This window comes from Sodalis sp. dw_96, assembly GCF_018449575.1.
GTDB lineage: Bacteria > Pseudomonadota > Gammaproteobacteria > Enterobacterales > Enterobacteriaceae > Acerihabitans.
On the sequence record NZ_JAAVUT010000024.1, the window covers coordinates 22,011 to 45,792 of the forward strand.

Sequence of the window (23,782 nt, forward strand, 5' to 3'; positions counted from 1 at the left end):
TAATTCTGAATCAGGAGCGGTAGTTACTGTGATCCCTGGAGCACCCACTAATGAAAAAAAATGAAAATTTCTCACAACAAGTGAAAACAATCTTGTTGAATGATTGGGATCCGATTGGAATAAAAGATCTACCAGAAGCTAATGATGAATATGATGATTATGTGTTTACAGTATGTGAAATGATTTCAGAGGGTAAACATGAATCTGATTTTTATGATTTTTTATTCTGGGTAGAGTCAGAAAGGATCTGTTTACATGTAAATACTGAGCATATTAAATCAATAGCAGAAAAATTAGAGAGATTGACATTAGCATCTTCATCTTAAACAGTCTGGCCGGTTGAAAGCCCGGCTTCTCCGTTAGCATTATTCTCAGCCATAGTAATTTGCCTTATTTGTCGCTTGTGGTAAGCGTGTCGGAGGGTAGCGCGGGCGAGTGTCGCAGCTTTAAGGACGCTCGACGCCGGTGGACTATAAACTTAAAGGCAGTCTCCGGCTTCTGCTATAGCCGCTGTGCCTAGTGTGGAATGAAGTACTCTCTAGATGTTCACGTCGTAGTCATCATTCCCCAACTTATTTTGTATTCAAAAAAAAGTCTTCTCGTTATGTCGCCTTACATCGCTCGTTTTGACCTGTTTTTCCTCCTGGAACCCCCTTCCGCCGCCGCCAATTGCCCAATTCACCCGGTTCAGGGTAATATTTTATCCACTACGGCTAATCTGCGGCCATAATGCATTTTGCTGACCAAAATATGTAGTAATCCCGGTTATGAACGGGTTTACTTTCGTCTATTGAATTTGATTCATCAGGATAGTTATGTCGAATCGAGCAATGAGCGTGGTGATACTTGCCGCGGGTAAAGGTACCCGCATGTATTCCGATCTGCCGAAGGTGTTGCATCCCCTGGCGGGCAAGCCACTGATTGGCCATGTTATCGATGCCGTTAATACGCTGAACACCGAACATATCCATCTGGTTTACGGTCATGGCGGCGAATTGTTACGGGATAAACTGGCCGGCTGCAACCCGCGGTTGAACTGGGTTTTACAATCCGAACAGCGCGGCACCGGACATGCGGTACAACAGGCGTTGCCCTTTTTGTCCGATGATGAAGATGTGCTGATCCTGTATGCCGACGTTCCGCTCATCGCTCCGGGGACCCTCCAGCGTTTGCTGGCGGCCAAACCGGACGGCGGCATCGGCCTGTTAACCGTGACGCTGGACGATCCTTCCGGCTATGGTCGCATTGTGCGTGAAAACGGACAGGTCACCGGCATCGTGGAGCAAAAGGATGCCTCGGAAGAGCAGCGCCGGATTAACGAAATCAATACCGGCATTATGGTGGCGGCCGGTGGAGATTTGAAGCGCTGGCTAGGCTCGCTGAACAATAATAATGTGCAGGGCGAGTATTACCTTACCGACATCATCGCCATGGCCTGGAATGAAGGACGGCAAATCAACACCGTGCAGCCCGGGCGGCTGTGGGAAGTGGAGGGGGTGAATAACCGCCGCCAGTTGGCGGTGCTGGAGCGGGTTTATCAGCAGCAGCTGGCGGAGGGGCTGCTGCTGGCCGGCGTGATGATTTGCGATCCTGCGCGCTTTGACCTGCGCGGCGAGCTTAAGCACGGGCGCGATGTGACCATCGACACCAACGTGATTATCGAAGGCCGGGTGGTGCTGGGCAATAACGTGGCCATCGGTACCGGCTGTGTGCTCAAGGATTGCGACATCGGCGATAACGTGATTATCAGCCCCTATTCGATAATAGAGAGCGCCGTGTTACGCGCCAACGTCACCGTCGGGCCGTTTGCACGCCTGCGTCCCGGTTCTGAACTGGCGGAAGGCGCCCATGTGGGTAACTTCGTCGAAATGAAAAAGGCCCGGCTCGGTAAAGGCTCCAAAGCCGGCCATTTGAGTTATCTCGGTGATGCGGAAATCGGTGCCGGGGTCAATATCGGCGCCGGCACCATCACCTGCAACTATGACGGCGCCAATAAACATCAGACTATTATCGGCGATGACGTTTTTGTCGGGTCGGATACCCAGCTCGTCGCCCCGGTTACCGTGGCCAAGGGAGCGACCATCGCCGCCGGGACCACCATAACGTGCGATGTGGGTGAAAACGAGCTGGTGCTTAGCCGGGTGAAGCAAACGCATATTAGCGGCTGGCAGCGGCCGGTAAAGAAAAAACAATAATACATAGACCTTAAATAGTTCGAGTTGCGGGAAGGGGCCGAGTATTGCCAACGCAGCTGCAACGTGAAGTATGACGGGTATAACAATACCCCCGCTCTACAGGCTCGGGGGAATCCGGATAACCGGAATCGGTCAGATCAACGACATCGAAACGGCGTGTCAGCGCCGTTCATTTAGGAATAACACAGATGTGTGGAATAGTAGGTGCAGTTGCCCAACGTGATATTGCTGAAATACTGTTGGAAGGGTTACGCCGCCTTGAATATCGCGGTTATGATTCCGCTGGTTTGGCGGTAGTGGATAATCAGGGACATTTGCAACGCATACGCCGGGTAGGCAAGGTAAGCGTGTTGTCCCACGCGGTGGAGGAACATCCCCTGGGCGGCGGCACGGGTATAGCCCATACCCGTTGGGCCACCCACGGCGAACCGTCGGAATCCAATGCCCATCCCCATGTTTCCGGTCATATCGTGGTGGTGCATAACGGCATTATTGAAAATTATGAACCCTTGCGTAATGGCTTAATGGAGCGCGGTTACCGCTTTGCTTCCGAAACGGATACCGAAGTGATTGCCCATCTGGTCCATTGGGAGCAGTCGCAGCGCGGCGGTACGCTGGCGGAAGTGGTATTGCGGGTTATCCCGCAATTACGCGGCGCCTATGGCACGGTTATTATGGATAGCAACGACCCCAGTGTGCTGGTGGCGGCGCGTTCAGGCAGTCCGCTGGTGATTGGCCGGGGCGTGGGTGAAAATTTCCTGGCATCCGATCAGTTGGCCTTGTTGCCGGTTACCCGCCGCTTCATGTTCCTGGAAGAGGGCGATATTGCCGAAGTAACCCGCCGTACCGTGCGGGTGTGGGATACCCAGGGCAATCCGGTGGAACGGGAGGAGATTGAATCTCAGGTGAAGTACGATGCCGGTGATAAAGGCCTCTATCGTCATTACATGCAAAAAGAGATTTTTGAACAGCCCCAGGCTATTAAAAATGCCCTGGAGGGCCGTTTCAGTCACGGCGAAGTTACTCTGCCGGAGTTGGGCGAACAGGGTAACCAGCTGTTATCGCAAGTGAAATATGTTCAGATTATTGCCTGCGGGACTTCCTTCCATTCCGCCATGGTGGCGCGTTACTGGTTTGAAGAGCTGGCCGGTATGCCTTGCGACGTGGAAATCGCCTCTGAATTCCGTTATCGAAAATCCGCCGTGCGGCCCGGCAGTCTGCTTATCACCCTGTCCCAGTCCGGCGAAACCGCCGATACCCTGGCGGCGTTGCGTCTGACAAAAAGTCTCGGCTATCTGGGTTCCCTGGCGGTTTGTAATGTGCCCGGCTCCTCACTGGTGCGGGAATCGGATCTGGCGCTGATGACCAAAGCCGGTACTGAAATCGGCGTGGCTTCCACCAAGGCTTTCACTACCCAGTTAACGGTGCTGTTGATGCTGGTGGCCCGTATCGGTCGTCTGCGAGGCGTCGACACTGAGGTTGAACGGCAAATCGTTCATGCCCTGCAAGCGCTGCCGGCGCGCATTGAGCAAATGTTGGCGTTGGATGATACCATCGAAGCGCTGGCGGAAGGATTCATGGACAAACACCACGCCTTGTTCCTGGGCCGGGGCGCTTTGTATCCCATCGCCATGGAAGGAGCGTTGAAGCTGAAGGAAATATCTTATATCCATGCCGAAGCCTATGCCGCGGGGGAATTGAAGCATGGCCCGCTGGCGCTCATTGATGCCGAAATGCCGGTCATTGTCATTGCGCCGAATAATGAATTACTGGAAAAGCTGAAATCCAATATCGAGGAGGTCCGTGCCCGGGGCGGCCAGCTGTATGTTTTTGCCGAACAGGATGCCGGATTTATCGATGATGAAAATATGACAATTATTCCTTTACCCCATGTGGAAGAGATTGTTGCGCCAATTTATTATAGTGTCCCTCTGCAATTATTAGCTTATCATGTGGCATTGATTAAAGGCACTGATGTAGACCAGCCGCGTAATTTAGCGAAATCGGTTACCGTTGAATAATATTTTTCAGCTCAATGGCCCCTGTATGGGGGCCATATTTCACCCGGCAGACTGTCATAAAAATGTCACATTACTGACATGTGACTGTCACCCAATTGTCCTATTTTCCTTCCTGCAGCTCTATAATTAAAGCAAGCGGCCTATGGCCGATTTTAATATCCCACAGGAGGGATTATGAAACAGATGCATACAGCCGTTGCCAGTCTTGTTGCAGCCACATTCGCCTTAGCGAGTTTCTCTTCGTTTGCTGCAGCCAGCCTGACCGGTGCCGGCGGCACATTCCCCGCCCCGGTTTATGCTAAATGGGCCGACACCTATCAAAAAGAAACCGGCACCAAAGTAAACTATCAAGGTATCGGTTCCTCTGGCGGCATAAAACAAATTGAAGCAAATACCGTGGATTTCGGCGCTTCCGACGCTCCGTTAAGCGATGCTGATCTAAAAGCAAACGGCCTGTTCCAATTTCCCACCGTTATCGGCGGTGTAGTGATGGCGGTTAATATCCCCGGCATCAAAACCGGCGAGCTGACCCTGGACGGCCATACCCTGGGAGAAATCTACCTGGGCAATATCAAAAAATGGAACGATCCGGCCATCACCAAGCTTAACCCGGGCGTGAAATTGCCTAACCAGAGTATCGCCGTGGTTCGTCGCGCCGACGGTTCAGGCACCTCTTATGTTTTCACCAGCTATCTATCCAAGGTCAATGATTCCTGGAAACAGAAGATTGGCACGGGCACCACGGTTAACTGGCCGGTGGGTTTGGGCGGTAAAGGCAATGACGGCGTAGCCGCTTTTGTTCAGCGTTTACCCGGTGCCATCGGTTATGTTGAATATGCTTACGCCAAGCAAAATAACCTGCCTTATACCAAACTCATCTCTGCCGACGGTAAGCCCGTTCTGCCGAACCAGGATAACTTCAGCAACGCGGCTAAAGGGGCTAACTGGCAGCAATCATTCGCTCAGGACCTGACCAATCAGACTGGCGATAACGCTTGGCCTATCACCTCAACTACCTTCATAATGCTGCATACCGCGCAGACCAAGCCGGAACAGGCAAAGGAAGTCTTCAAGTTCTTTGACTGGGCTTATAACAAGGGTGGCGATCAGGCCAATGCTCTTGACTATGCTACCTTGCCGAAAGACGTGGTTGCACAGATTCGCGCCGCCTGGAAAGCCAATATCAAAGACACTAACGGTAACCCGCTGTATTAAGCAAATGTGTTTCGTCCCTTCCTTGACAGGAAGGGAATACGAACCCACTAAAAGAGTAATCTATGGCTGACAATATGCCGGTACAGCATGCCCCCGGTAAAAAAGGCGACCTGATTTTCGGTGCGTTGGTCAGACTGGCCGCCCTCATTACGCTGTTAATGTTGGGCGGCATTATTGTCTCGCTGATTGTTGCCTCATGGCCGAGCATTGAAAAATTCGGTTTTGCATTTCTCTGGACCAAGGAATGGGATCCCCCCGGCGAGCAGTTTGGTGCTCTGGTGCCGATTTACGGTACGCTGGTCACCTCTTTTATTGCTTTGCTGATAGCCGTGCCGGTGAGTTTCGGCATCGCGCTGTTTCTGACTGAATTGGCGCCTAATTGGTTAAAACGGCCGCTGGGCGTCGCCATTGAACTGTTGGCCGCTATCCCGAGCATCGTTTACGGTATGTGGGGCCTGTTTGTCTTTGCACCATTGTTCGCCCAATATTTCCAACAACCCCTGGGTGACGTGCTGTCCAATATTCCCTTCGTCGGCGTGTTATTTCAGGGACCTGCGTTCGGTATCGGCATTTTGGCGGCCGGTATCATTTTGGCCATTATGATCATTCCCTATATTGCCGCGGTAATGCGCGATGTCTTCGAGCAGACACCGGTAATGATGAAAGAGTCGGCCTACGGCATAGGCTGCACCACCTGGGAAGTGATCTGGCGTATCGTTCTGCCGTTCACTAAAAACGGCGTTATCGGCGGTGTTATGCTGGGCTTGGGGCGTGCGCTGGGTGAAACCATGGCGGTTACGTTCATTATCGGTAATACCAACCAGTTAACCAGTATTTCCCTCTTTATGCCCGGCAACAGCATTACCTCGGCGCTGGCGAATGAATTCGCGGAGGCGTCGGCCGGCCTGCATACCGCGGCGTTGATGGAGCTGGGGCTGATTCTGTTTGTTATCACCTTTATCGTATTGGCCTGCTCCAAGCTCATGATCATGCGTTTGGCGAAAAATGAGGGTGTGAAATAATGGCCGCCACTTTAGAACATCAGTTGACCCATACCCCCACGCAAATGGAGGCCCGGCGTAAACGGCAAGCCTGGCGTCGCCAAAAAAACAGGCTGGCGCTGTTTTTATCGCTTATCACCATGGCGTTCGGTCTGTTTTGGTTATGCTGGATTTTATTTACCACCGTAAGCCGCGGGTTCGAGGGCCTTTCATGGTCCCTGTTCACCGAAATGACGCCGCCGCCCAACACCGCCGGCGGCGGCTTGGCCAATGCGCTGGCGGGCAGTGGCTTATTGATCCTCTGGGCGACTATCGGCGGCACGCCGCTGGGCATTATGGCCGGGATTTATCTGGCGGAATATGGCCGCAAATCGTTTCTGGCGGAAGTGATTCGTTTTATCAACGACATTCTGCTGTCCGCGCCTTCCATTGTTATCGGTCTGTTTGTCTATACCCTGGTGGTGGCGAAAATGGAGCACTTCTCCGGCTGGGCCGGCGTTATCGCCCTGGCGCTGCTGCAGGTGCCCATCGTTATTCGCACCACGGAAAATATGATGCGGCTGGTGCCTGATACCATGCGCGAGGCCGCTTATGCCCTGGGCACGCCGAAATGGAAGATGATTTCCGCCATTACCTTTAAAGCGTCGATTTCCGGCGTTATTACCGGTGTGCTGCTTGCGGTGGCGCGTATCGCCGGCGAGACGGCGCCATTGCTGTTTACATCGCTCTCCAACCAGTTCTGGAGCACCGATTTGATGCAGCCTATCGCCAATCTTCCGGTCACCATATTCAAGTTCGCCATGAGCCCGTTTCCCGAATGGCAACAGCTGGCCTGGGTAGGGGTGTTACTGATTACCCTGTGCGTGCTGCTGTTGAATATCCTCGCACGGATCATTTTTGCCAAAAAAACCAATTAAGTGTCAGGCGCCGACGCGTCTTTGAAAGAAAGAGAGAGTGTGCATGAGCAGGATAAACAACGCCACCGACAGCAAAATACAGGTCCGGGATCTGAATTTTTATTACGGCAAATTCCATGCGCTTAAAAACATTAGTCTTGATATTGCCCGTAATCAGGTGACAGCATTTATCGGTCCATCCGGTTGTGGTAAATCTACCCTGTTGCGCACCTTCAATAAAATGTATCAGCTTTATCCCGATCAGCATGCGGAAGGAGAAATTCTGCTGGATGGGGAGAATATTCTTACCGATAAGCGCGACGTGTCTTTATTACGCGCTCGTGTGGGTATGGTTTTTCAGAAGCCGACGCCTTTCCCAATGTCTATTTATGACAATATTGCTTTCGGGGTGCGTTTATTTGAGAAGCTTTCCAGAACGGAAATGGAAGAGCGGGTACAGTGGTCGCTGACCAAGGCGGCGCTGTGGAACGAGACCAAAGACAAGCTGCATCAAAGCGGTTACAGCCTGTCCGGCGGTCAACAGCAACGCTTATGTATTGCGCGCGGCATTGCCATCCGACCGGATGTTTTGCTATTGGATGAGCCTTGTTCCGCGCTGGATCCTATCTCCACCGGGCGCATTGAAGAGCTGATTTCAGAATTGAAAACGGATTATACCGTGGTGATTGTTACTCATAATATGCAACAGGCAGCGCGTTGCTCGGATCACACGGCATTCATGTATCTCGGCGAGTTAATTGAGTACAGCGATACTGACAGTATTTTTACTGCTCCAAAGAATAAACAAACCGAAGATTATATTACTGGCCGCTATGGTTAATAACGGGATATATCATGGAAAATCTAAACCTTAATAAACATATCTCCGGCCAGTTTAACGCTGAACTGGAGCACATCCGCACGCAGGTCATGGCAATGGGTGGTCTGGTGGAGCAACAGCTCACCGACTCCATCAGCGCCATGCACAGTCAGGATGAGGAGCTGGCCAAACGGGTGATAGCCGGCGACGTCAAAGTGAATATGATGGAAGTGTCCATTGATGAGGCCTGCGTGCGCATCATCGCCAAACGCCAGCCCACCGCCAGCGATTTGCGGCTGGTGATTTCCATCATCAAAACCATTTCAGAGCTGGAGCGCATCGGCGACGGGGCCGACAAGATCTGCCGTACCGCGTTGGAAAAATATTCCCAGCAGCATCTGCAAATGCTGGTGAGTCTGGAGTCGTTGGGCCGACATACCATTCAAATGCTGCATGATGTACTTGATGCGTTTGCCCGCATGGATCTTGATGAAGCCATCCGGATTTATCGGGAAGACAAAAAGGTGGATCAAGAATACGAGGGCATTGTGCGTCAGTTGATGACCTATATGATGGAAGATCCGCGCACCATCCCGAGCGTGCTCACCGCGCTTTTTTGCGCCCGGTCCATTGAACGTATAGGCGACCGCTGCCAGAATATTTGTGAATATATTTTCTACTTTGTTAAAGGCCAGGATTTTCGGCATGTGGGTGGCGATGCGCTGGAAACATTGTTGACCGGTACCGGCAGGGATGTGTCTAACGACCTGGCGGCGCAGGCGCCGGATGAGAATCCCATCCCGCCGGCGGAATAAAGGAAGCGTTTTACAATTGCTGGTTATCAAACGTGATAACCAGCGTTAGCCGGTCTGCCCGTATTGGGTTCAATTGCCCCATCTGTCCCCTGCCGAATTAAGCGACCCGATCATATCAATGCCGCCGGCGTCCGCGTTAGTATCCAGCCCCGGTCACGCCACAAGCCCGGTAATTGGTTCATGGCATCGAAGCGGGTCACCAGCGGATGGTGGATGGGGGGATTAAGGGGATCGGCGCAGTAGTAAAATACCGGAATGCCGGCGGCAATACCGGCCTGGGCACCGGCGGCGGAATCCTCCACCAACAGGCATTGATTCACCGGCACCTGCAATTCGGCGGCGGCGTGGTAAATAATGGCCGGGTCCGGCTTCCAGCGCTGCAGTTCGTAACCGCTGTATAGCCGGTTCTTGAAAAAGGGTAATAATTCCGTCAGCCCCAGGGAGTGCTGCATTTTGCTCACCGGGCCGTTGGATACCACCGCCAGCGGTACAATAATCTGTTGCAACAGCTCCCGTATACCCTCGATAGGCACCAGGCGTTCATCAAACAGGCGCGCCACTTCGGCACGGTACTCGGCCTCCAGAATATCCACTCGCTGCGTTAGGGGATACCGCTGTTTAACGCGGTCGATGATTTCGTAGAGTTTTATCCCCTTGAACTCCTTGATGACCTGCTCAAGCGTGATATGAAAACCGTACTTGGCGAACAAAATGACATAGGCTTCACAGCAGAGAATTTCACTGTCCACCAGCGTGCCGTCGCAATCAAACAATACGCATGAAATATCCGTCATTACACCGGGCCTTATCTTTGAATGAATCATCTCTCTTGATACTTTACCTCAATGCTCCGGTGAAAGGGGGGTAAAAACGCGTCAAGTCCCAGGGTTGCCACTCTCGCCCTGATGTAAAAACGCTCTTCTACGCGCTTTCCAACCGGCTTCGTCAGCCGGACCGCCTCGCTGTTATTTGTTTAATTCTTGTCCTTTAGCCATGTAAGATCAAAAAATAATTGTTATGAATAGCGTATTTTATGTTATCCATTTCCATGAGCAGCCATCCGGCCGACCTCATTGAAACGGCAGGATTAGTACATCAGTTCCGGTTACCGTCTTTTGAATAGCAATGAAAATAACTATTTATCAACAGGGTATAAAATGCTTAACGTTAAAGATACCGGGGCGAAAAAGAAAGCCCTCTCCCTGCTGGTTCTGTTGCTGGCGGCCAATATTGTCGCCTGGGCATGGGCCCTGCTGGAATTTAATCATAACGCCGCCCTGATAGGCGCGGCACTGCTGGCTTACAGTTATGGTTTACGCCATGCGGTGGATGCGGATCATATTGCCGCCATCGATAACGTTACCCGCAAACTGATGCAGCAAGGACAGCAACCGGTCTGTGTCGGCGCCTGTTTTTCGTTAGGCCACTCCACCATCGTTCTTCTTGCCTGCGCCGCCATCGCGGCGACCTCCCTGGCATTTCAGGGACGAATGGGATGGATTCATGACTACGGCGGGATCATCGGCACCTTGGTTTCGGCTTTATTCCTGCTGATAGTTGCCCTGATAAATTTAGTGATTCTGCGTACCGTTTATAAAACCTTCCAGCGCATCAAAAAAGGCGAAGCCGTCAGTGACGGGGATATCGATAGGTTGGCCACAACAAATGGTGGCTTAATGACACGGATATTTCGTTTCGCGTTTAAATTCGTGAGTAAAAGTTGGCACATGTACCTGGTGGGATTTCTGTTCGGTTTGGGATTTGATACCGCCACCGAAGTGGGGCTGCTGGGAATATCCGCCGCCGGCGCGACGTCGGGTATGTCCCTGTGGTCGATTATGGTGTTTCCGGTGCTGTTCGCCAGCGGTATGGCGCTCATCGACTCGTTGGACAATTTCGTCATGGTGGGGGCCTATGGTTGGGCCTTCACCAAACCGGTGCGCAAGCTTTATTACAATATGACCATTACCGCCACTTCGGTGATTATCGCGCTGTTTATCGGCGGATTGGAAACGCTGGGATTAATTGCCGGCCAGTTTGAATTGCATGGCGGTTTCTGGGATCTTATTGCTTATCTTAACGACAATATGGGCAATGTAGGTTATTGGGTTATAGGGCTATTTATCTGCTTCTGGATTGTCTCTGTCCTCAATTTCCGCTGGAGAAAATACGATAGTCTGGCGGTCCTTTAATAAGTAGATGAATGGATAATGTTTTGCTGTTTAGCGGGCGTTTAGTCATAGGCCGATAAAAAATAGGTATTTCCCCAGGATGATGGTGATTATTACCCTCATCCTTTCGGGCGTTAACCAGCAAGGATTGTGCAATGAAAGCGTCTAATCTGAATCTTCCTAAGCCCTCTCTTCCACCCCTTAATATCAATTCACCCGAAAACGCCGTGGTCGCGGCGGAAGGTAAATTTACCTCCAGACTAAGGCGGATCGGACAGACGCTGGCGACATTGGCTTATCGTATTTTACCTACGGCCCGGGATCTTTTGCCTGGTATTAAAAATTCGATATTGGCGATGATGTTGAATTCCTTAAAGGCTATCGACAATTATTTTTCGGATGCTTTTAATAAAACATTAAGCCGGTCTTCGTTTTCGCCGCCGGCCAAACCCTGCCAGTTTACTCTTGATGAAACAGCCAGGGATACTGCCGAGAAAATTATTGATGAGTTCGCTATTCCATTGGAATCGGAGTGGGAAAGAAAAAACGGCATGACAGGCAGCCTCGAAAAACTCATTTATCGTATCGGTATTGCCCTGACCCGGGTGGCTGCCGACTCCGGCGACGAAGGTGATCAAAGCCGTGCTAAACAGGAGGCCAGATATCTCAAGGACGAAAAAATCCCCGGTCTGGCCATGTTGATTTATCTTTACGAAAACCGGGTGGGCGAAGGTATTTATGAAAGCCTGTTACTTTCCCAGGCGGGAAATTTCGGTGAACGCTATGAAAGGGATAATCAGCATCCTCGGCATCCGCAAGCCGTTCACGCACTCGAGGTGTGGTGGTCAATGATTATCGCCATGCGTTCCGGCAACTGGCCATTGCCGATCGAAGGCCAACTGTTCGGGCCGGATGCCGGTACGGCGTCGCCCCCCCGGTGATTCAGCCGGCCACCAAATTGCCGCGAATCACCAGCGGGCCGCCGTCCTGTAATTTACCGGTGATCATATCCAACGCTTTTTCCGCCAGTTTCTCCAAGGGGTATTCGATGGCCGGCAAGGGTAGCAACGAACCGGGCAGGGATGTGGAACCCTCCAGGCTGATTATCGCCAGGCTATCGGGCACGGAGCGTCCAAAGGCATGCAGCACCGACAAGGCCTCACGGGCATCCGCCGGGTTCACCACCAGCAGGCCGTTAAACGGCGTGCCGCTGTTGATGAGGCTTTGCAGCGCCACGCTTGGCGAGGGATCGCGGCAGGCCACCCGCTGTCGGTTATAAGGCAGAAGATGATATTCCAGTCCGCGGCGGTAGCCTTGCAATAGCTGTTCGGCGGTTTCGCCGTCGGCATAATTGAGCAAGACCAGTTGCCGGCGGCCGTGATTGATCAAATAGTGGCAGGCGGTTTCTGCGGCGAAGGCATGGTCAAAACTGATGCTGTTCTCCCCTGGCGCGTCCAGGCAATCGATTAAGATCACATCCTTGTCCAGGGACGGCAGCGGGAAACGCGCGCCGATAATGATCATGGCGTCGCATAACCCCCGCCCCATTGAAAACAGGGCGTCCTCGACCCCCATGGCATCATCGGCGAACCGCAACAGCAGGTGTTTGTTATGGCGGCTGAACTGTTTTTCCAGCGCCGGCAGGTAATTCACCGCAAGCTGCATGGATTCCATTGCGCAGATCACCCCCACACAGCCGGTGGACTGGCCGCTTAATGACTGAGCGACCTGATTGGGCTGGTAATTCAGCGCACCGGCGGCTTTCAGCACCGCCTGTCGGCTTTCGTCCCTGACGCCGCGGCTGCCGCTGAGCACACGGGATACGGTGGCTTTAGAGACCCGGGCCAAACGGGAGACATCATTTATGGTCGCCATAATCCTGCTGTTGCCGTTGATAAAGTATCACCATCTCATTAATCATTTCGCGCGCCAACAGCGCGGTCATCAGATGATCCTGTGCGTGAACCATAATCAGTGTGACCGGCATTTTACCGGACCCCTCGTCCTGTTCTATCAATTGCGTTTGGACGCGGTGGGCGGCCCTGAAAAAATTGTCAGCCTCCGCCAATAACATTCCAGCCCGATCAATATCACCCTCCCGTGCGTAGCGCAACGCCGACATACACAAGCTGCGAGCCTCGCCGGCGTTAACGATAATGGTCATCACCGCATTTTCACTGTCCATCGTTAACCTCTTTATGGAATCCATGCCGGCGCGCCACCTCGGCAAACCAGCTGCCGCTTTTTTTGACAGTGCGGCGCTGGGTGGCGAGATCCAGCTGCACCAACCCGTAACGGTTCTTGTAAGCGTTGCTCCACGACCAGTTATCGATAAACGTCCATATATGATAACCCAGGCACCGGCTGCCTTCCTGCAGGGCGCGATGAACCCAGATAAGATGCTCGCGTACAAAGTCGATGCGATAATCGTCCTCAATCCGGCCGTCATGCAGGAAACGCAGTTCGTCTTCCACACCCATGCCGTTTTCCGAAATATAACAGCGGGGATTGTTATAATTCACCCGCAGATCGGTGAGGATATCGTAGATGCCGCGCTCATAGATTTCCCAGCCGCGCCAGGGATTCATTTTGCGGCCGGGCATTTGATAGGCTTCAAAAAACCATTCAGGCATAAACGGACTGTCGGGATTGACCTGATTCGATCGGCACTGCACCCGGCGCGGCTGGTAATAATTGATGCCGAGCAAATCCACGACGCCCGCCGCCAGTACCTCACTATCGCCGGGCCGGCTTTCGGGACGCTGGCCGTATTGCTCCAGCAAATCCACTAATGCCTGGGGATACCGGCCGCGCAGGGCCGGATCGAGAAAGCTGCGGTTAAACAGCAGATCGGCGTTTTTCGCCGCCTGAAGATCCGCCGGATGCTGTGAACGGGGATAAGACGGCGTCAGGTTGAGGATAATACCGATTTCACCGTCCCGGCCCATTTCCCGGTAACGCCTTACCGCCCCGGCGTGGGCCAGCATGGTGTGGTAAGCCACGGTGGCGGCGCGTTCGAAATCCACTACGTTGGGGTAGTGGAAATCATACAGATAGCCCCCTTCCACCGGCACGATGGGTTCGTTAAAGGTAAACCAATATTTAACCCGATCACCGAATAACCCGAAACACAGGGCGGCATATTCAGTATAGGCCTCCACCACCAGCCGGTTTTCCCACCCCCCCAGATCTTGTAGCACCTGCGGCATGTCGAAATGGAATAAATTGATAAACGGGGTGATGCCCTGTGCCAGCAATTCATCTATGACCTGATTATAGAAAGCCACCGCCTGCTGGTTGATTTTGCCGCGACCGACGGGAAGCAGGCGCGCCCAGGATAGCGAGGTGCGAAAACTGTTATGGCCGGTCTGTTTCAATAGCGCTATGTCTTCCCGCCAATGCTGATAGAAGGTAGAGGTATCCCGCGGCCCCACCTGTTGAAAAAAGCGTTCCGGTTGTAAAGCGAACCAGTGATCCCATATCGTGGCGCTTTTACCTCCTCCCAGTGAATTTCCTTCGGTTTGCGGCGCCGAGCTGGCGCTACCCCACCAAAAATCGTGCGGAAAGGCGTAGTGCATGTGATTTTCTCCTTTGGCTTGCTCAGGAATTCAACGCCACCCGGGCGTCCCGTTGCAGCTCATCCTGCTGTTTTTTGAGCAGTGAACGTTCATAGGCTTTGAGGAAGGGGTAATACATGGCCGCCGACATCAGCATGCAGAACAGGCACATCACCACCGGGCTTAAGGTCCAGTTGGCGGCCCAGGACGCGCCGATGGGGGCCGGGGTGGTCCAGGGGGTCAATTGCACCACCTGCGATACCCAGCCCAGTTTCGTGGCGGTCCAGGCGAAGGTGGCGTTAATCATCGGTATCAGGGTAAAAGGTAAAAACATTACCGGATTCATGATGACCGGCGTACCGAACAGAATGGGTTCGTTGATATTAAAGAAGCTGGGCACGATACCCATCCGGCCGATGGTGCGCAGGTGTACCGACTGGCTGACCAGCAGCAGAAACGCCAGCGGCAAGGTAGAGCCCACTCCTCCTATCAGCAGGTAATGATCCCAGAAACCCTGCAGATAAATGTGCGGCAGCGGCTCGCCGGCGGCAAGAGCGCTTTGGTTCTGCGCCAGATTAGCGAGCCAGAACGGATTCATGATGCCGGTGACAATCAGCGCGCCGTGAATACCGGCAAACCACAGAATTTGGCATACCAGCACCGACAACAGCATGGCCGGTAACGAGTCCGAGGCGGAAACCAGCGGCGCCAGCAGTTGCATGATGGCCTGGGGAATAATCATGCCGGTAAAGTGTTCCACCAGCAGGTTCAGGGGATGCAGCGTGGCGACGATGGCCACCACCGGAATCAGTATTTCGAACGAACGGGCCACGCCGGTGGGAACCTCTTTCGGCAGGCGGATGGTGACGTTGCGTCGTTTCAGGAAAGCATAAGTCTCACAGGCGTAAATGGCGGTAATAATGGCGGTGAAAATTCCCTGGCCGGAAAAATAAGCGACGGATATTTGTTTGTCGTGATAAGGCGCCGCCACCAGTAGAAAAGCCATGAACGACAGCAGCCCGGTCATGATGGGATCAAGCTTATAATGTTTGCCCAGGCTGGCGCCGATGCCCACGGAAATGAAAAAGGTCATGACGCCCATGCTGAGATTAAACGGCAGCATCAGTTGATCGCGGTAGCGCACCGAAAAGTCCAGCCAGGCGCGGGCGAATGCCCAATGGGTATCCGGGGCGAAGGGCGGAAAGATAAACACGATCATAAACGAACCGATGATCATGAACGGCAGGGCGGCGATAAACCCATCACGGATGGCGATAATATATTTTTGCTGGCCGACGCGCCCGGCCAGGGGAGTGATATGGCGTTCGATGACGCTGACCATCGCGTCGTAAAGAGCACTCATGGCGTCGTCCTGTTAGTGGTTATCAATGAGGGAAAGGGCAAAGTCCAGCACTTTGTCACCGCGTTGCATGCCGTAATCCATCATATCGATTGCCGCCACCGGAATGCCCTGGGCGCCGGCCTTGGCGGACAATGTCTCTAGCATATATTTCACCTGGGGCCCAAGCAGTACCACCTGATAATGGGGGAACTCTTCGTCAAACTCACTGACGCCATAGGCGGCAATATCGATTTCCAGGCCGCGCTGTTCTGCTTCAGCCTGCATTTTTCTCACCAACATACTGGTGGACATTCCCGCGGAACAGCACAACATGATGCTTTTCATTGCTCACCTTGCCAGGTAAAGAGGAATTTCTCCCGGCCATTGGATACAAAACGGAAACCGGTTTCCGTGAGTTATGACGCGTTTTATGAAGGCTTTCTTGGAAAGTCAGTAGCAGGGAAAGTATTTGTGAATGGCATCACTAGAACAATGACAATCAGGGTCGGCGAGGGCGTTTTATATCCTTAATCGGGGATTTTATCGCCATAAGCAGTGGATTTTCCACCGATTAAACGACATCTTGGTGGTGTTTAATGGTCTGGGTTTGTCGATAATGGCGCTGTAAGGAGATTTTTAACGTGTGGAGTTTGCCGATGAGTCAGTTCTGTCAGGACAGGTACCGGTATTTCATCCCCAGGCTGTGGCTGGGCGTTGCCGTGCTGTTTTTGTCCGCCTGCGGTACTAACATGGCCACCAAGCAGAGCGGCTTTCTCAGCGACTACCACCGCCTGTCGCCGGCATCCGGGGACGGCGGCAGGTGGCTTAAGACGCCGGTCACGCTGGATCCGGCCCACACTGTTGTCACCCAGGTGGAATGGCGCGCTAAGAACGATGGTTTATCGCCTGAGGAACGCACCGCCTTATTAAGCGCGCTACGGACCGATTTACAGCGTCAGCTTGACCGTTTACCTCCCTCATCCGACGGTCGGCCCGCAGAGGTGCGTGCCGCCATAACCGATGTTTCCACCGTCTCTCCGTCCTTGAATGTGCTGAGTACCGCCATGTTCGCCGCACCCCTGGAACGGGGCGGGGCCGCCATTGAGATAGAGGCGCTGGAAGCCGGCAATCATCGGCAACTGGCCGCGTTGAGTCTGGGATATTACGCACCGATGAGCGATTTGAAAGCGCGCTTCAGCAAATTGGCGTCGGCGCAGATTGCTTTGGACAAGGCCGCCGGCGATTTCGGCCCGCTGTTGCACCCCTGAGGATGCAACACGGTGATTAGAATCCGCCGGCGATTTCGGCCCGCCGTTACATCCCTGAGAATGCAAGACGGGGATTGGAGTTTGCTGGTGTTTGATAGGACCTGAAGGCGGCCCGCACTTATTGGCTGTGATGGTGCTGCAATAAACCGACTTTAGGGATGAATGTTAACGCATATAAGGCGCAAATCCCTACCAAGGTATAAACCACACGCGCCAATGTGGCCTCTTGTCCGCCGAAAATAGCGCCCACCAGGTCATATCTGAACAATCCCACCAGTAACCAGTTCAGCCCGCCAATAATCAACAATACCAGTGCAACCATGCTTAAAGCTTTCATAAAACCTCCCGCCATAAAATAAAAATCATATCCGATAAATACCGCCGGATACCTTTATTACTGCTTTGTAAAAGAATAAAAAAGTAAATGATAAATTCAGTATACATTCGATAATTGTTTACGACTTGATTAACAGGACAGATCACTTTTCTTGATTCGCATCGAATGGCAAGAGGTGAATGGACAGAATATTTATACTTTTCTTCATGTCGTTTAACCTTTTTTTACTTGGCCTGCTTAGCATATAGGCGTTCCGCGAGAGCGAGAAAAGAGAGTAGCATTGAGACCGGCCGGCTCAGGGGCATTCGGATCGACACACCAGCTAGCCCGCTTAAGGCCATTTGGGCCGAGGCGATGATAAGTTCCCCCGTTTGCGAGAGTCCCGCGGTTGCCGGTTGAGGCGGCAGGGCTACCTGGTGAAAGTTAAATCTGTCATTTTTGGTAGATCTGTAATAAAAACTAACAAATTTAAATTTTTTTAATTCTTAAGGTAATCAAAAGGAATGGCGTATATCCTATTGTTATTAATGATTTTTATGAGGATTGGGCTGCCCTTCCCAAAATCGTTTAAATGTAACAAGATAAGCGAAACATAAACGGCACCACAACATGATGTTGGATTCAGCCACTGCCGTTTTATTTGCTCGATATAATAACTTTCACTAGACATAATTAGCCATATTGCCAAGTTGATTCTTGGTCGGAGATGTAATGTTATGACGCTTTCTGAAGCACAGATGTTGGAAGATGAGGCAAAGTATTGTTCACATGGAGACACTGTCCATTATGTGAATCCTCCGAAGATTTTCCAAAGATGTCAAGGCAGCTATATATTTGATGGAAAAGACATTCCTTACCTTGACCTGCAAATGTGGTACTCCGCTGTCAACTTTGGTTATGCCAACCCGCGGTTGGACAACGCATTAAAAAAACAGATTGATGTGCTACCGCAAATCGCCAGCCAATATCTGCATCCGACCAAAATTGAACTCAGTAAAATCATCGCTCAGGACATGGAAAAGAAATTCGGCCTGCCCGGGCGTGTTCATTACAACGTCGGTGGTTCGCAGTCTATCGATGATTCACTGAAACTGGTGCGTAACTTCTGCAACGGCAAGAGCCGCATGTTCGCTTTTGAAGGCGGCTATCACGGACGGACGCTGGGTGCTTCCGCCATTACGTCCAGTTACCGTTATCGCCGCCGGTTCGGCCACTTCGGCGAAAGAGCGCAATTTATCCCCTTCCCTTATCCCTTCCGCCGTCAAAAGGGCATGAGCCCGGAAGAGTATGCGGAAAAACTGATTGCTGACTTTGCCCGTCTGTTTGAAAATGAGTACCACGGCGTGTGGGACCCCAAAGTCCAGCAAGCCGAGTTTGCCGCATTCTATATCGAACCCATCCAGGGCACCGGCGGCTATATTATTCCGCCGCGCAACTTCTACAAAGGGTTGAAAAAAGTGCTGGATGATCACGGCATTCTGCTGGTGGTGGATGAAATCCAGATGGGTTTCTACCGCACCGGTAAATTGTGGTCCATCGAACACTTCGGTATTACCCCTGACGTGCTGGTATTCGGTAAAGCGCTGACCAATGGTTTGAATCCGCTGGCAGGTATCTGGGCCCGTGAAGAAATGATCAATCCGGTCACCTTCCCGGTGGGTTCGACCCATTCCACCTTTGCCTCGAACCCGCTGGGCACTGCCGTCGGCCTTGAAGTCATGCATATGCTGGCGGAAAAAGACTACGAAACCCAAGTCATGAACAGCGGCGCCTATTTCCTCGAAGGGCTGAAAGCGCTGCAACTCCGTCATCCGGAAATCGGCGATGTGGACGGGCTCGGCCTGGCTCTGCATGCTGAACTTTGCCAAGCCGACGGTTTCACGCCGAATAAAGCACTGCTGGATAAAATGGTGGATATCGGCTTGTCCGGCACCCTGGATTATAAAGGCCAGAAAATGGGTCTGGTGCTGGATGTGGGCGGCTATTACAAAAACGTCATTACCTTTGCGCCGTCGCTGGAAATCAGCCGCAGTGAAATCGATCAGGCCATGGAACTGCTGGATCAACTAATTAGTCGTGCAAAACGGGAAATGTAAGTGTATTCTCGTAAAAAGCGCACATTGGTGCGCTTTTTTTTTGAATTTTGATTTCGGACACGACTTATGACTGGCCATAGTCGCCCGGAGGTTCTTTATGTCAACAATATTGAACCCCAGGCACTCATATTGAATTTTAACCGGTACCCACCGGCTGGTTTTAAAGTCCGGATGTCAGAACAGGGACTGCCGTATTTTTCCACCCGGTTTGATTTATTGACCACGGTGGATAACGACGTGCGTACAAAACTACTTCGCTGGCCCGGGTCTGGTTTATGGCGCCGATTGCTCACTATCGATACTAATTTTATCGGCACCACCGTCAATGAATATTCCCCTTTTCCCGCCGATATGACGCCACAGGCATTATCAGGATGGATTCAACGCCATTGCGCCGGCGATAAAAAAATCACCATTATTAAAGACGTACCGCAACATTCGCCTTTGCTGCAAGAGCAGGATAACCAGTATTCCCAAGCGTTGATCGCCGAATGCACCCGGCGGGGATTTATTCTGGTGGAAGGGCAGGCGTTAGCCTACGTGCCCATTGATTTCAACAGTGTTGACGACTATTTGTCGCGCTTGTCCCATAGCCGCCGGCGTAATATCCGCCGGAAGCTGCGCAGCAGGCGGGATTTAAGGCTGGAAGTGTTGCATACCGGGGATAATCGATTTCACGACGCCGGCTGGCGGCAACATCTTTATCAGCTTTATCAGGCGGTCTATAACCAAAGCGACATCCATTTCGATCTACTCAGCGCGGAATTTTTTGCCGGACTGCTATTGGACGCCGAGAGCGGCGGGCGGGTATTCTGCTACTGGCTGGGGCAAGAATTGGTGGGATATAATCTTTGTTATCAACGGGGTGATAAGCTGATTGATAAATACATCGGTTTAAATTACCCGCTGGCATTAGAATATAATCTTTACGTGGTGAGCTGGTTTGCCAATCTGGAATATGCCTTGGAAAACCGGTTGGGTTATTACGTGGCGGGCTGGACCGATCCTCAGATAAAGGCCGATCTCGGCGCTCAATTCACCTTTACCGTTCATCTGGCGTGGGTGCGTAATCCCCTGCTGCGCCGGATTTTAAACCGGTTTCGGCACTATTTTGAAAGCGATGCCCGTTGGCATCAGGATCAGCAATCATGACCCAGCGCCGACCGCCGTTGATTTTGAATTTTGATGATTCCGTCGCGCCGGAAAGAGCGCTGAAAAAAGCGCCGATGGGAGCGCCGGCAGTAGTGCAAGCAGCAGGGCCGGTGAATATCGACGGCGCAGTTCAGATTCCCCTGCAAGACTGGCAGGAAAGCATCCGTTTCGGCTGCCGCTGGCCTACGTTCAGGCAACTCGCCGCCGCGCTGGAGCCACAGCTGGCCGGCGATTACGGCTGCGTATTCACCGGCAGCGGCGATTACCATCACCTGACGCATCTGTTGTTGCAGCGCTTGGCTAAGCAGCCGCCGTTTACCCTCGTGATTTGCGATAATCATCCGGATAATATGCGTTATCCTTTCGGTATCCACTGTGGATCCTGGGTTTATTGGGCCAGCCTGTTACCGCAAGTGGCTCATATTCATGTTTTGGGTATCGGTTCATCCGATATCGCCCTTGGCCATGCCTGGGAGAATCACTGGCGCCCATTGATGAGAAAAAAACTCACCTATTGGAATATTAATGTCGGCACCGGCTGGCTTAAGTGGCTGGGAGCAAAGGAAAGCAGCCGTCGTTATGCCGATGCCGATGGGTTAATGACGGATTTTTTATCGCGCTTTCATCGCGACGGCGCGCAGCCGGTGTATCTTTCCATCGATAAAGATGTGCTGAGTCCGCAGGTAGTGAATACCAACTGGGATCAGGGCTCCTTTGAGGAACGTCATTTAACCGATTTGATTGATGCCTGTCGAGGCCGGCTTATCGGCGCTGATATTACCGGCGAGGTCTCGATTTACCGCTATCACAACCGCTTTAAGCGCTGGCTCAGTGCGGCGGACGGACAGCGGGAACCCTCGGTTGCCGAGGCTGTTGCCTGGCAGCAACGGCAAAATCTGTTGAACCAGCGATTATTGGCACGGATCAACGACTGCTGGGATTAACCCAGCGCGGCCTGCAACCGCGCCAGTATCGTGGCGAACATCCGATCGGAGAGCCAGGGACTGTTGCTGATGGACAGGCCGCGGGTCGCCAGCGCTTGCGCGTTTGGAAAAGGACTTCCCGGTTGCAAAAAAGGCGTTACCGCCGGATAGCCCGCCAGGGTATGAATAAATAAGCGGGTAACGCCCAAACCCGAGGTCCACAGGCTATCCATTGCCGCATCCCGCGTTTTATTATCCGGCATCAGCAGCAGAATAAACGGCCAGGTGCCCTGCTTGCCCGGCGAATCCGTCACTACGCTGATACCGGTTACCTGTCTTAACAAAGCGACCCGAAGCAGGGCGCGTTCGCATCCCTGCTGGAGAAAACCGGGCAACCGCGCCAGCGCGCCGGCGGCGACCCGCCGGCGATAATGCCCAAGGGAGTGCAACGGGATATTTTTTATCTCGAAGTCATCCCCCACCGCCGCGACCAGATCGCCACGGGACAGGGCGCGCCGCAGAGGTTTACCATAGACATAATACAGACCGCGGGGCCGGTAAAACGCCGTATATCCCCACAGTTCGACGGTGCGTCGCAGCTCCCAGCTCAAACTGAATTTCAAATCCTGCCGGCATTGCCGATGCAAGGCCTGATTGAGCTCGGGATCGCTGCTGAACAGCACGCCGCCTTCCGCGGTGGTCAGCCCTTTTCCCAGGGCCATACTGAAAAAGCCGATATCCCCTTTAAGCCCTACGCTGCGGCCGTCGTCCAGCGCGCCCATCCCCTGAGCGGCGTCCTCGATAATCGCCGCCCCGGCCTTAGCCGTTATAGCAAGTGCGCTGTCAACGTCGGCCACCCGGCCGGCAAGATGGGTCACCAATACCGCCAGCGTGTGTTCATCGCACAGCGACGCCAACTGCCCGGCGTCCAGATCGATACCGCCGGGGGCCAGATCGCAGGGAACCACGCGCAAAGGCGGGCAAAAATGGACCGCCAGCGCTACCAGCGGGCAGGTATAAGCTGGGACAATCAAGGTTGTCCGGCCGGGCAAGCGCTGTTGTAACACCCGCAATGCCACGATCAGGGCGGCGGTGCCGGAACAGGTCAACGCGGGCGGGGGAATCGCCAGATAACGAGCCAGGCCGGCTGCTAGGTTACCGGATAATGCCAGGAGATCGCGCCATTGTGCGGGTAACCCGGCGGTGGGCGGAATTTCCACCGGGGGAGGGAAATGGGTCACGAAACGGCGGTCTCGCCTTTGGCCAGACAGAGGATGCCGGATAATATCAGCAGGCCGCCGATGACCTTTACCGGATTGAGCTGGTCGTCAAATAACCAGACGGACACTAGGGTGACGCTGATAATTTCCAGATGCGACGCGGCGAAGGCCGGCCCCACCGGGGCATATTTCAACAGGGTCATCCAGGTAAAAAAAGCGCCGATATAACCGACAAAGGCGCCGTAAATCCAGGGGTGGCCGAAAACGCGGACCAGCCACTGAACGTCCAACATCAGCGGCGCGGCGTGCAGCGAGGCATATTTAAAGCTTACCTGGGCCAGGGTATCGAACAGCATCAGCGCCAGGAAGCCAAACACATAAAAGCGTTTCATCATTCAATACCTACCACTAAAACACCGCAGGCGATGAGCAAAATGCCAATCAGCCGCCATTTACTCAGGCTCTCTTTAAACCAAATGCGGCCGACCACCATGATAGCCACAATGTTGATTGAGCCCAGCATGACCCCCACGGACAGCGGCACCAGCGACAAAAAGGCCAGCCACAGCAGAAATTCAAATACATAGCTGAAAATACCAACCCAAATCCATTTATGAGTCAGCATATGGCGCCAATGGGCCATGCCGGAATAGGGGGTGCCGGATAACGCGGCGGCTTTGAACGCCAGCTGGCCCACCGTATCCACCAACACATTCAGTACCCACAAAAGAAGGGTTAATTGGCTCATGACCT

24 protein-coding genes are annotated in these 23,782 nt (G+C 52.9%); 14 read left to right on the forward strand and 10 right to left on the reverse strand.

Annotated elements, in window-relative coordinates; all coding sequences use genetic code 11:
- Window positions 1-50 precede the first annotated feature (50 nt).
- The 8 genes from HB631_RS23230 (at window position 51) to phoU (ending at window position 8,963) form a co-directional block, all read left to right on the forward strand.
- Window positions 51-326, forward strand: coding sequence for a hypothetical protein (locus HB631_RS23230; RefSeq protein ID WP_213993554.1), 276 nt, complete (start codon window positions 51-53; stop codon window positions 324-326).
- Between the two features lie 489 nt (window positions 327-815).
- Complete coding sequence (gene glmU / locus HB631_RS23235) at window positions 816-2,195, forward strand: bifunctional UDP-N-acetylglucosamine diphosphorylase/glucosamine-1-phosphate N-acetyltransferase GlmU (protein ID WP_213993555.1); 1,380 nt, start codon at window positions 816-818, stop codon at window positions 2,193-2,195.
- Between the two features lie 188 nt (window positions 2,196-2,383).
- Window positions 2,384-4,216: a glutamine--fructose-6-phosphate transaminase (isomerizing) gene (gene glmS / locus HB631_RS23240; protein ID WP_213993556.1), complete on the forward strand. Its 1,833-nt coding sequence runs from the start codon at window positions 2,384-2,386 to the stop codon at window positions 4,214-4,216.
- A gap of 174 nt (window positions 4,217-4,390) precedes the next feature.
- Window positions 4,391-5,431: a phosphate ABC transporter substrate-binding protein PstS gene (gene pstS, locus HB631_RS23245; RefSeq protein ID WP_213993557.1), complete on the forward strand. Its 1,041-nt coding sequence runs from the start codon at window positions 4,391-4,393 to the stop codon at window positions 5,429-5,431.
- Between the two features lie 62 nt (window positions 5,432-5,493).
- Window positions 5,494-6,453 carry a phosphate ABC transporter permease PstC gene (pstC, locus tag HB631_RS23250; RefSeq protein WP_213993558.1) on the forward strand — a complete coding sequence of 320 codons (960 nt, stop codon included), beginning with the start codon at window positions 5,494-5,496 and terminating at the stop codon, window positions 6,451-6,453.
- Complete coding sequence (gene pstA, locus HB631_RS23255) at window positions 6,453-7,349, forward strand: phosphate ABC transporter permease PstA (protein ID WP_213993559.1); 897 nt, start codon at window positions 6,453-6,455, stop codon at window positions 7,347-7,349. Before pstC ends, pstA begins: the two co-directional genes overlap by 1 nt.
- Before the next feature lie 43 nt (window positions 7,350-7,392).
- Window positions 7,393-8,169, forward strand: coding sequence for a phosphate ABC transporter ATP-binding protein PstB (pstB, locus tag HB631_RS23260; RefSeq protein ID WP_213993560.1), 777 nt, complete (start codon window positions 7,393-7,395; stop codon window positions 8,167-8,169).
- A 14-nt stretch (window positions 8,170-8,183) separates the two neighbouring features.
- Entirely contained in the window at window positions 8,184-8,963 is a 780-nt protein-coding gene (gene phoU, locus HB631_RS23265; RefSeq protein ID WP_213993561.1) for a phosphate signaling complex protein PhoU, read from the forward strand.
- Between the two features lie 110 nt (window positions 8,964-9,073).
- Here phoU and yieH read toward each other — a convergent pair whose 3' ends face one another.
- Window positions 9,074-9,757: a 6-phosphogluconate phosphatase gene (gene yieH, locus HB631_RS23270; protein ID WP_213993562.1), complete on the reverse strand. Its 684-nt coding sequence runs from the start codon at window positions 9,755-9,757 to the stop codon at window positions 9,074-9,076.
- A gap of 363 nt (window positions 9,758-10,120) precedes the next feature.
- On the opposite strand from yieH, the gene HB631_RS23275 reads away from it, so the two are divergent.
- Together HB631_RS23275 and HB631_RS23280 are read left to right on the forward strand one after the other, a co-directional pair.
- Complete coding sequence (locus HB631_RS23275; RefSeq protein ID WP_213993563.1) at window positions 10,121-11,155, forward strand: HoxN/HupN/NixA family nickel/cobalt transporter; 1,035 nt, start codon at window positions 10,121-10,123, stop codon at window positions 11,153-11,155.
- A 134-nt stretch (window positions 11,156-11,289) separates the two neighbouring features.
- The gene (locus HB631_RS23280) at window positions 11,290-12,075 is read left to right on the forward strand and encodes a hypothetical protein (RefSeq protein ID WP_213993564.1); all 786 of its coding nucleotides are present in this window, start codon (window positions 11,290-11,292) and stop codon (window positions 12,073-12,075) included.
- A gap of 1 nt (window position 12,076) precedes the next feature.
- Here HB631_RS23280 and HB631_RS23285 read toward each other — a convergent pair whose 3' ends face one another.
- Genes HB631_RS23285 through HB631_RS23305 form a run of 5 tightly spaced genes read right to left on the reverse strand, consistent with a single transcriptional unit; the run spans window position 12,077 to window position 16,378 of the window.
- Entirely contained in the window at window positions 12,077-13,009 is a 933-nt protein-coding gene (locus HB631_RS23285; RefSeq protein WP_213993565.1) for a LacI family DNA-binding transcriptional regulator, read from the reverse strand.
- Window positions 12,993-13,319 carry a PTS lactose/cellobiose transporter subunit IIA gene (locus HB631_RS23290; RefSeq protein WP_213993566.1) on the reverse strand — a complete coding sequence of 109 codons (327 nt, stop codon included), beginning with the start codon at window positions 13,317-13,319 and terminating at the stop codon, window positions 12,993-12,995. The genes HB631_RS23285 and HB631_RS23290 overlap by 17 nt, the downstream gene beginning before the upstream one ends.
- Complete coding sequence (locus HB631_RS23295) at window positions 13,309-14,712, reverse strand: glycoside hydrolase family 1 protein (protein WP_213993567.1); 1,404 nt, start codon at window positions 14,710-14,712, stop codon at window positions 13,309-13,311. The genes HB631_RS23290 and HB631_RS23295 overlap by 11 nt, the downstream gene beginning before the upstream one ends.
- A gap of 22 nt (window positions 14,713-14,734) precedes the next feature.
- Window positions 14,735-16,054, reverse strand: a complete 1,320-nt coding sequence (locus tag HB631_RS23300) for a PTS sugar transporter subunit IIC (RefSeq protein WP_213993568.1) — start codon at window positions 16,052-16,054, stop codon at window positions 14,735-14,737.
- A gap of 12 nt (window positions 16,055-16,066) precedes the next feature.
- On the reverse strand, window positions 16,067-16,378 hold the full coding sequence (locus HB631_RS23305) for a PTS sugar transporter subunit IIB (RefSeq protein WP_213993569.1): 312 nt from the start codon (window positions 16,376-16,378) through the stop codon (window positions 16,067-16,069).
- Window positions 16,379-16,689: 311 nt separating this feature from the next.
- Between HB631_RS23305 and HB631_RS23310 the strand changes: the two genes are divergently transcribed.
- Window positions 16,690-17,301 (forward strand): DUF3313 family protein, encoded by a 612-nt coding sequence (locus HB631_RS23310; RefSeq protein ID WP_213993570.1) that lies wholly within the window; start codon window positions 16,690-16,692, stop codon window positions 17,299-17,301.
- A 118-nt stretch (window positions 17,302-17,419) separates the two neighbouring features.
- Here HB631_RS23310 and HB631_RS23315 read toward each other — a convergent pair whose 3' ends face one another.
- Window positions 17,420-17,638 carry a DUF378 domain-containing protein gene (locus HB631_RS23315; protein ID WP_213993571.1) on the reverse strand — a complete coding sequence of 73 codons (219 nt, stop codon included), beginning with the start codon at window positions 17,636-17,638 and terminating at the stop codon, window positions 17,420-17,422.
- A 737-nt stretch (window positions 17,639-18,375) separates the two neighbouring features.
- Between HB631_RS23315 and HB631_RS23320 the strand changes: the two genes are divergently transcribed.
- The 3 genes from HB631_RS23320 to HB631_RS23330 all read left to right on the forward strand — a co-directional run bounded on the left by HB631_RS23320 (window position 18,376) and on the right by HB631_RS23330 (window position 21,830).
- Window positions 18,376-19,734, forward strand: a complete 1,359-nt coding sequence (locus tag HB631_RS23320) for an aminotransferase class III-fold pyridoxal phosphate-dependent enzyme (RefSeq protein ID WP_255557240.1) — start codon at window positions 18,376-18,378, stop codon at window positions 19,732-19,734.
- A 171-nt stretch (window positions 19,735-19,905) separates the two neighbouring features.
- Window positions 19,906-20,886 (forward strand): GNAT family N-acetyltransferase, encoded by a 981-nt coding sequence (locus tag HB631_RS23325; RefSeq protein WP_213993573.1) that lies wholly within the window; start codon window positions 19,906-19,908, stop codon window positions 20,884-20,886.
- The gene (locus tag HB631_RS23330; protein WP_213993574.1) at window positions 20,883-21,830 is read left to right on the forward strand and encodes a hypothetical protein; all 948 of its coding nucleotides are present in this window, start codon (window positions 20,883-20,885) and stop codon (window positions 21,828-21,830) included. The genes HB631_RS23325 and HB631_RS23330 overlap by 4 nt, the downstream gene beginning before the upstream one ends.
- Here HB631_RS23330 and HB631_RS23335 read toward each other — a convergent pair.
- Genes HB631_RS23335 through HB631_RS23345 form a run of 3 tightly spaced genes read right to left on the reverse strand, consistent with a single transcriptional unit; the run spans window position 21,827 to window position 23,777 of the window.
- On the reverse strand, window positions 21,827-23,050 hold the full coding sequence (locus HB631_RS23335; RefSeq protein WP_213993575.1) for a DegT/DnrJ/EryC1/StrS family aminotransferase: 1,224 nt from the start codon (window positions 23,048-23,050) through the stop codon (window positions 21,827-21,829). The two genes, HB631_RS23330 and HB631_RS23335, sit on opposite strands and share 4 nt — an antisense overlap.
- Entirely contained in the window at window positions 23,047-23,424 is a 378-nt protein-coding gene (locus tag HB631_RS23340) for an EamA family transporter (protein WP_213993576.1), read from the reverse strand. The genes HB631_RS23335 and HB631_RS23340 overlap by 4 nt, the downstream gene beginning before the upstream one ends.
- Window positions 23,421-23,777: an EamA family transporter gene (locus HB631_RS23345; protein WP_213993577.1), complete on the reverse strand. Its 357-nt coding sequence runs from the start codon at window positions 23,775-23,777 to the stop codon at window positions 23,421-23,423. Before HB631_RS23345 ends, HB631_RS23340 begins: the two co-directional genes overlap by 4 nt.
- Window positions 23,778-23,782: the final 5 nt, after the last annotated feature.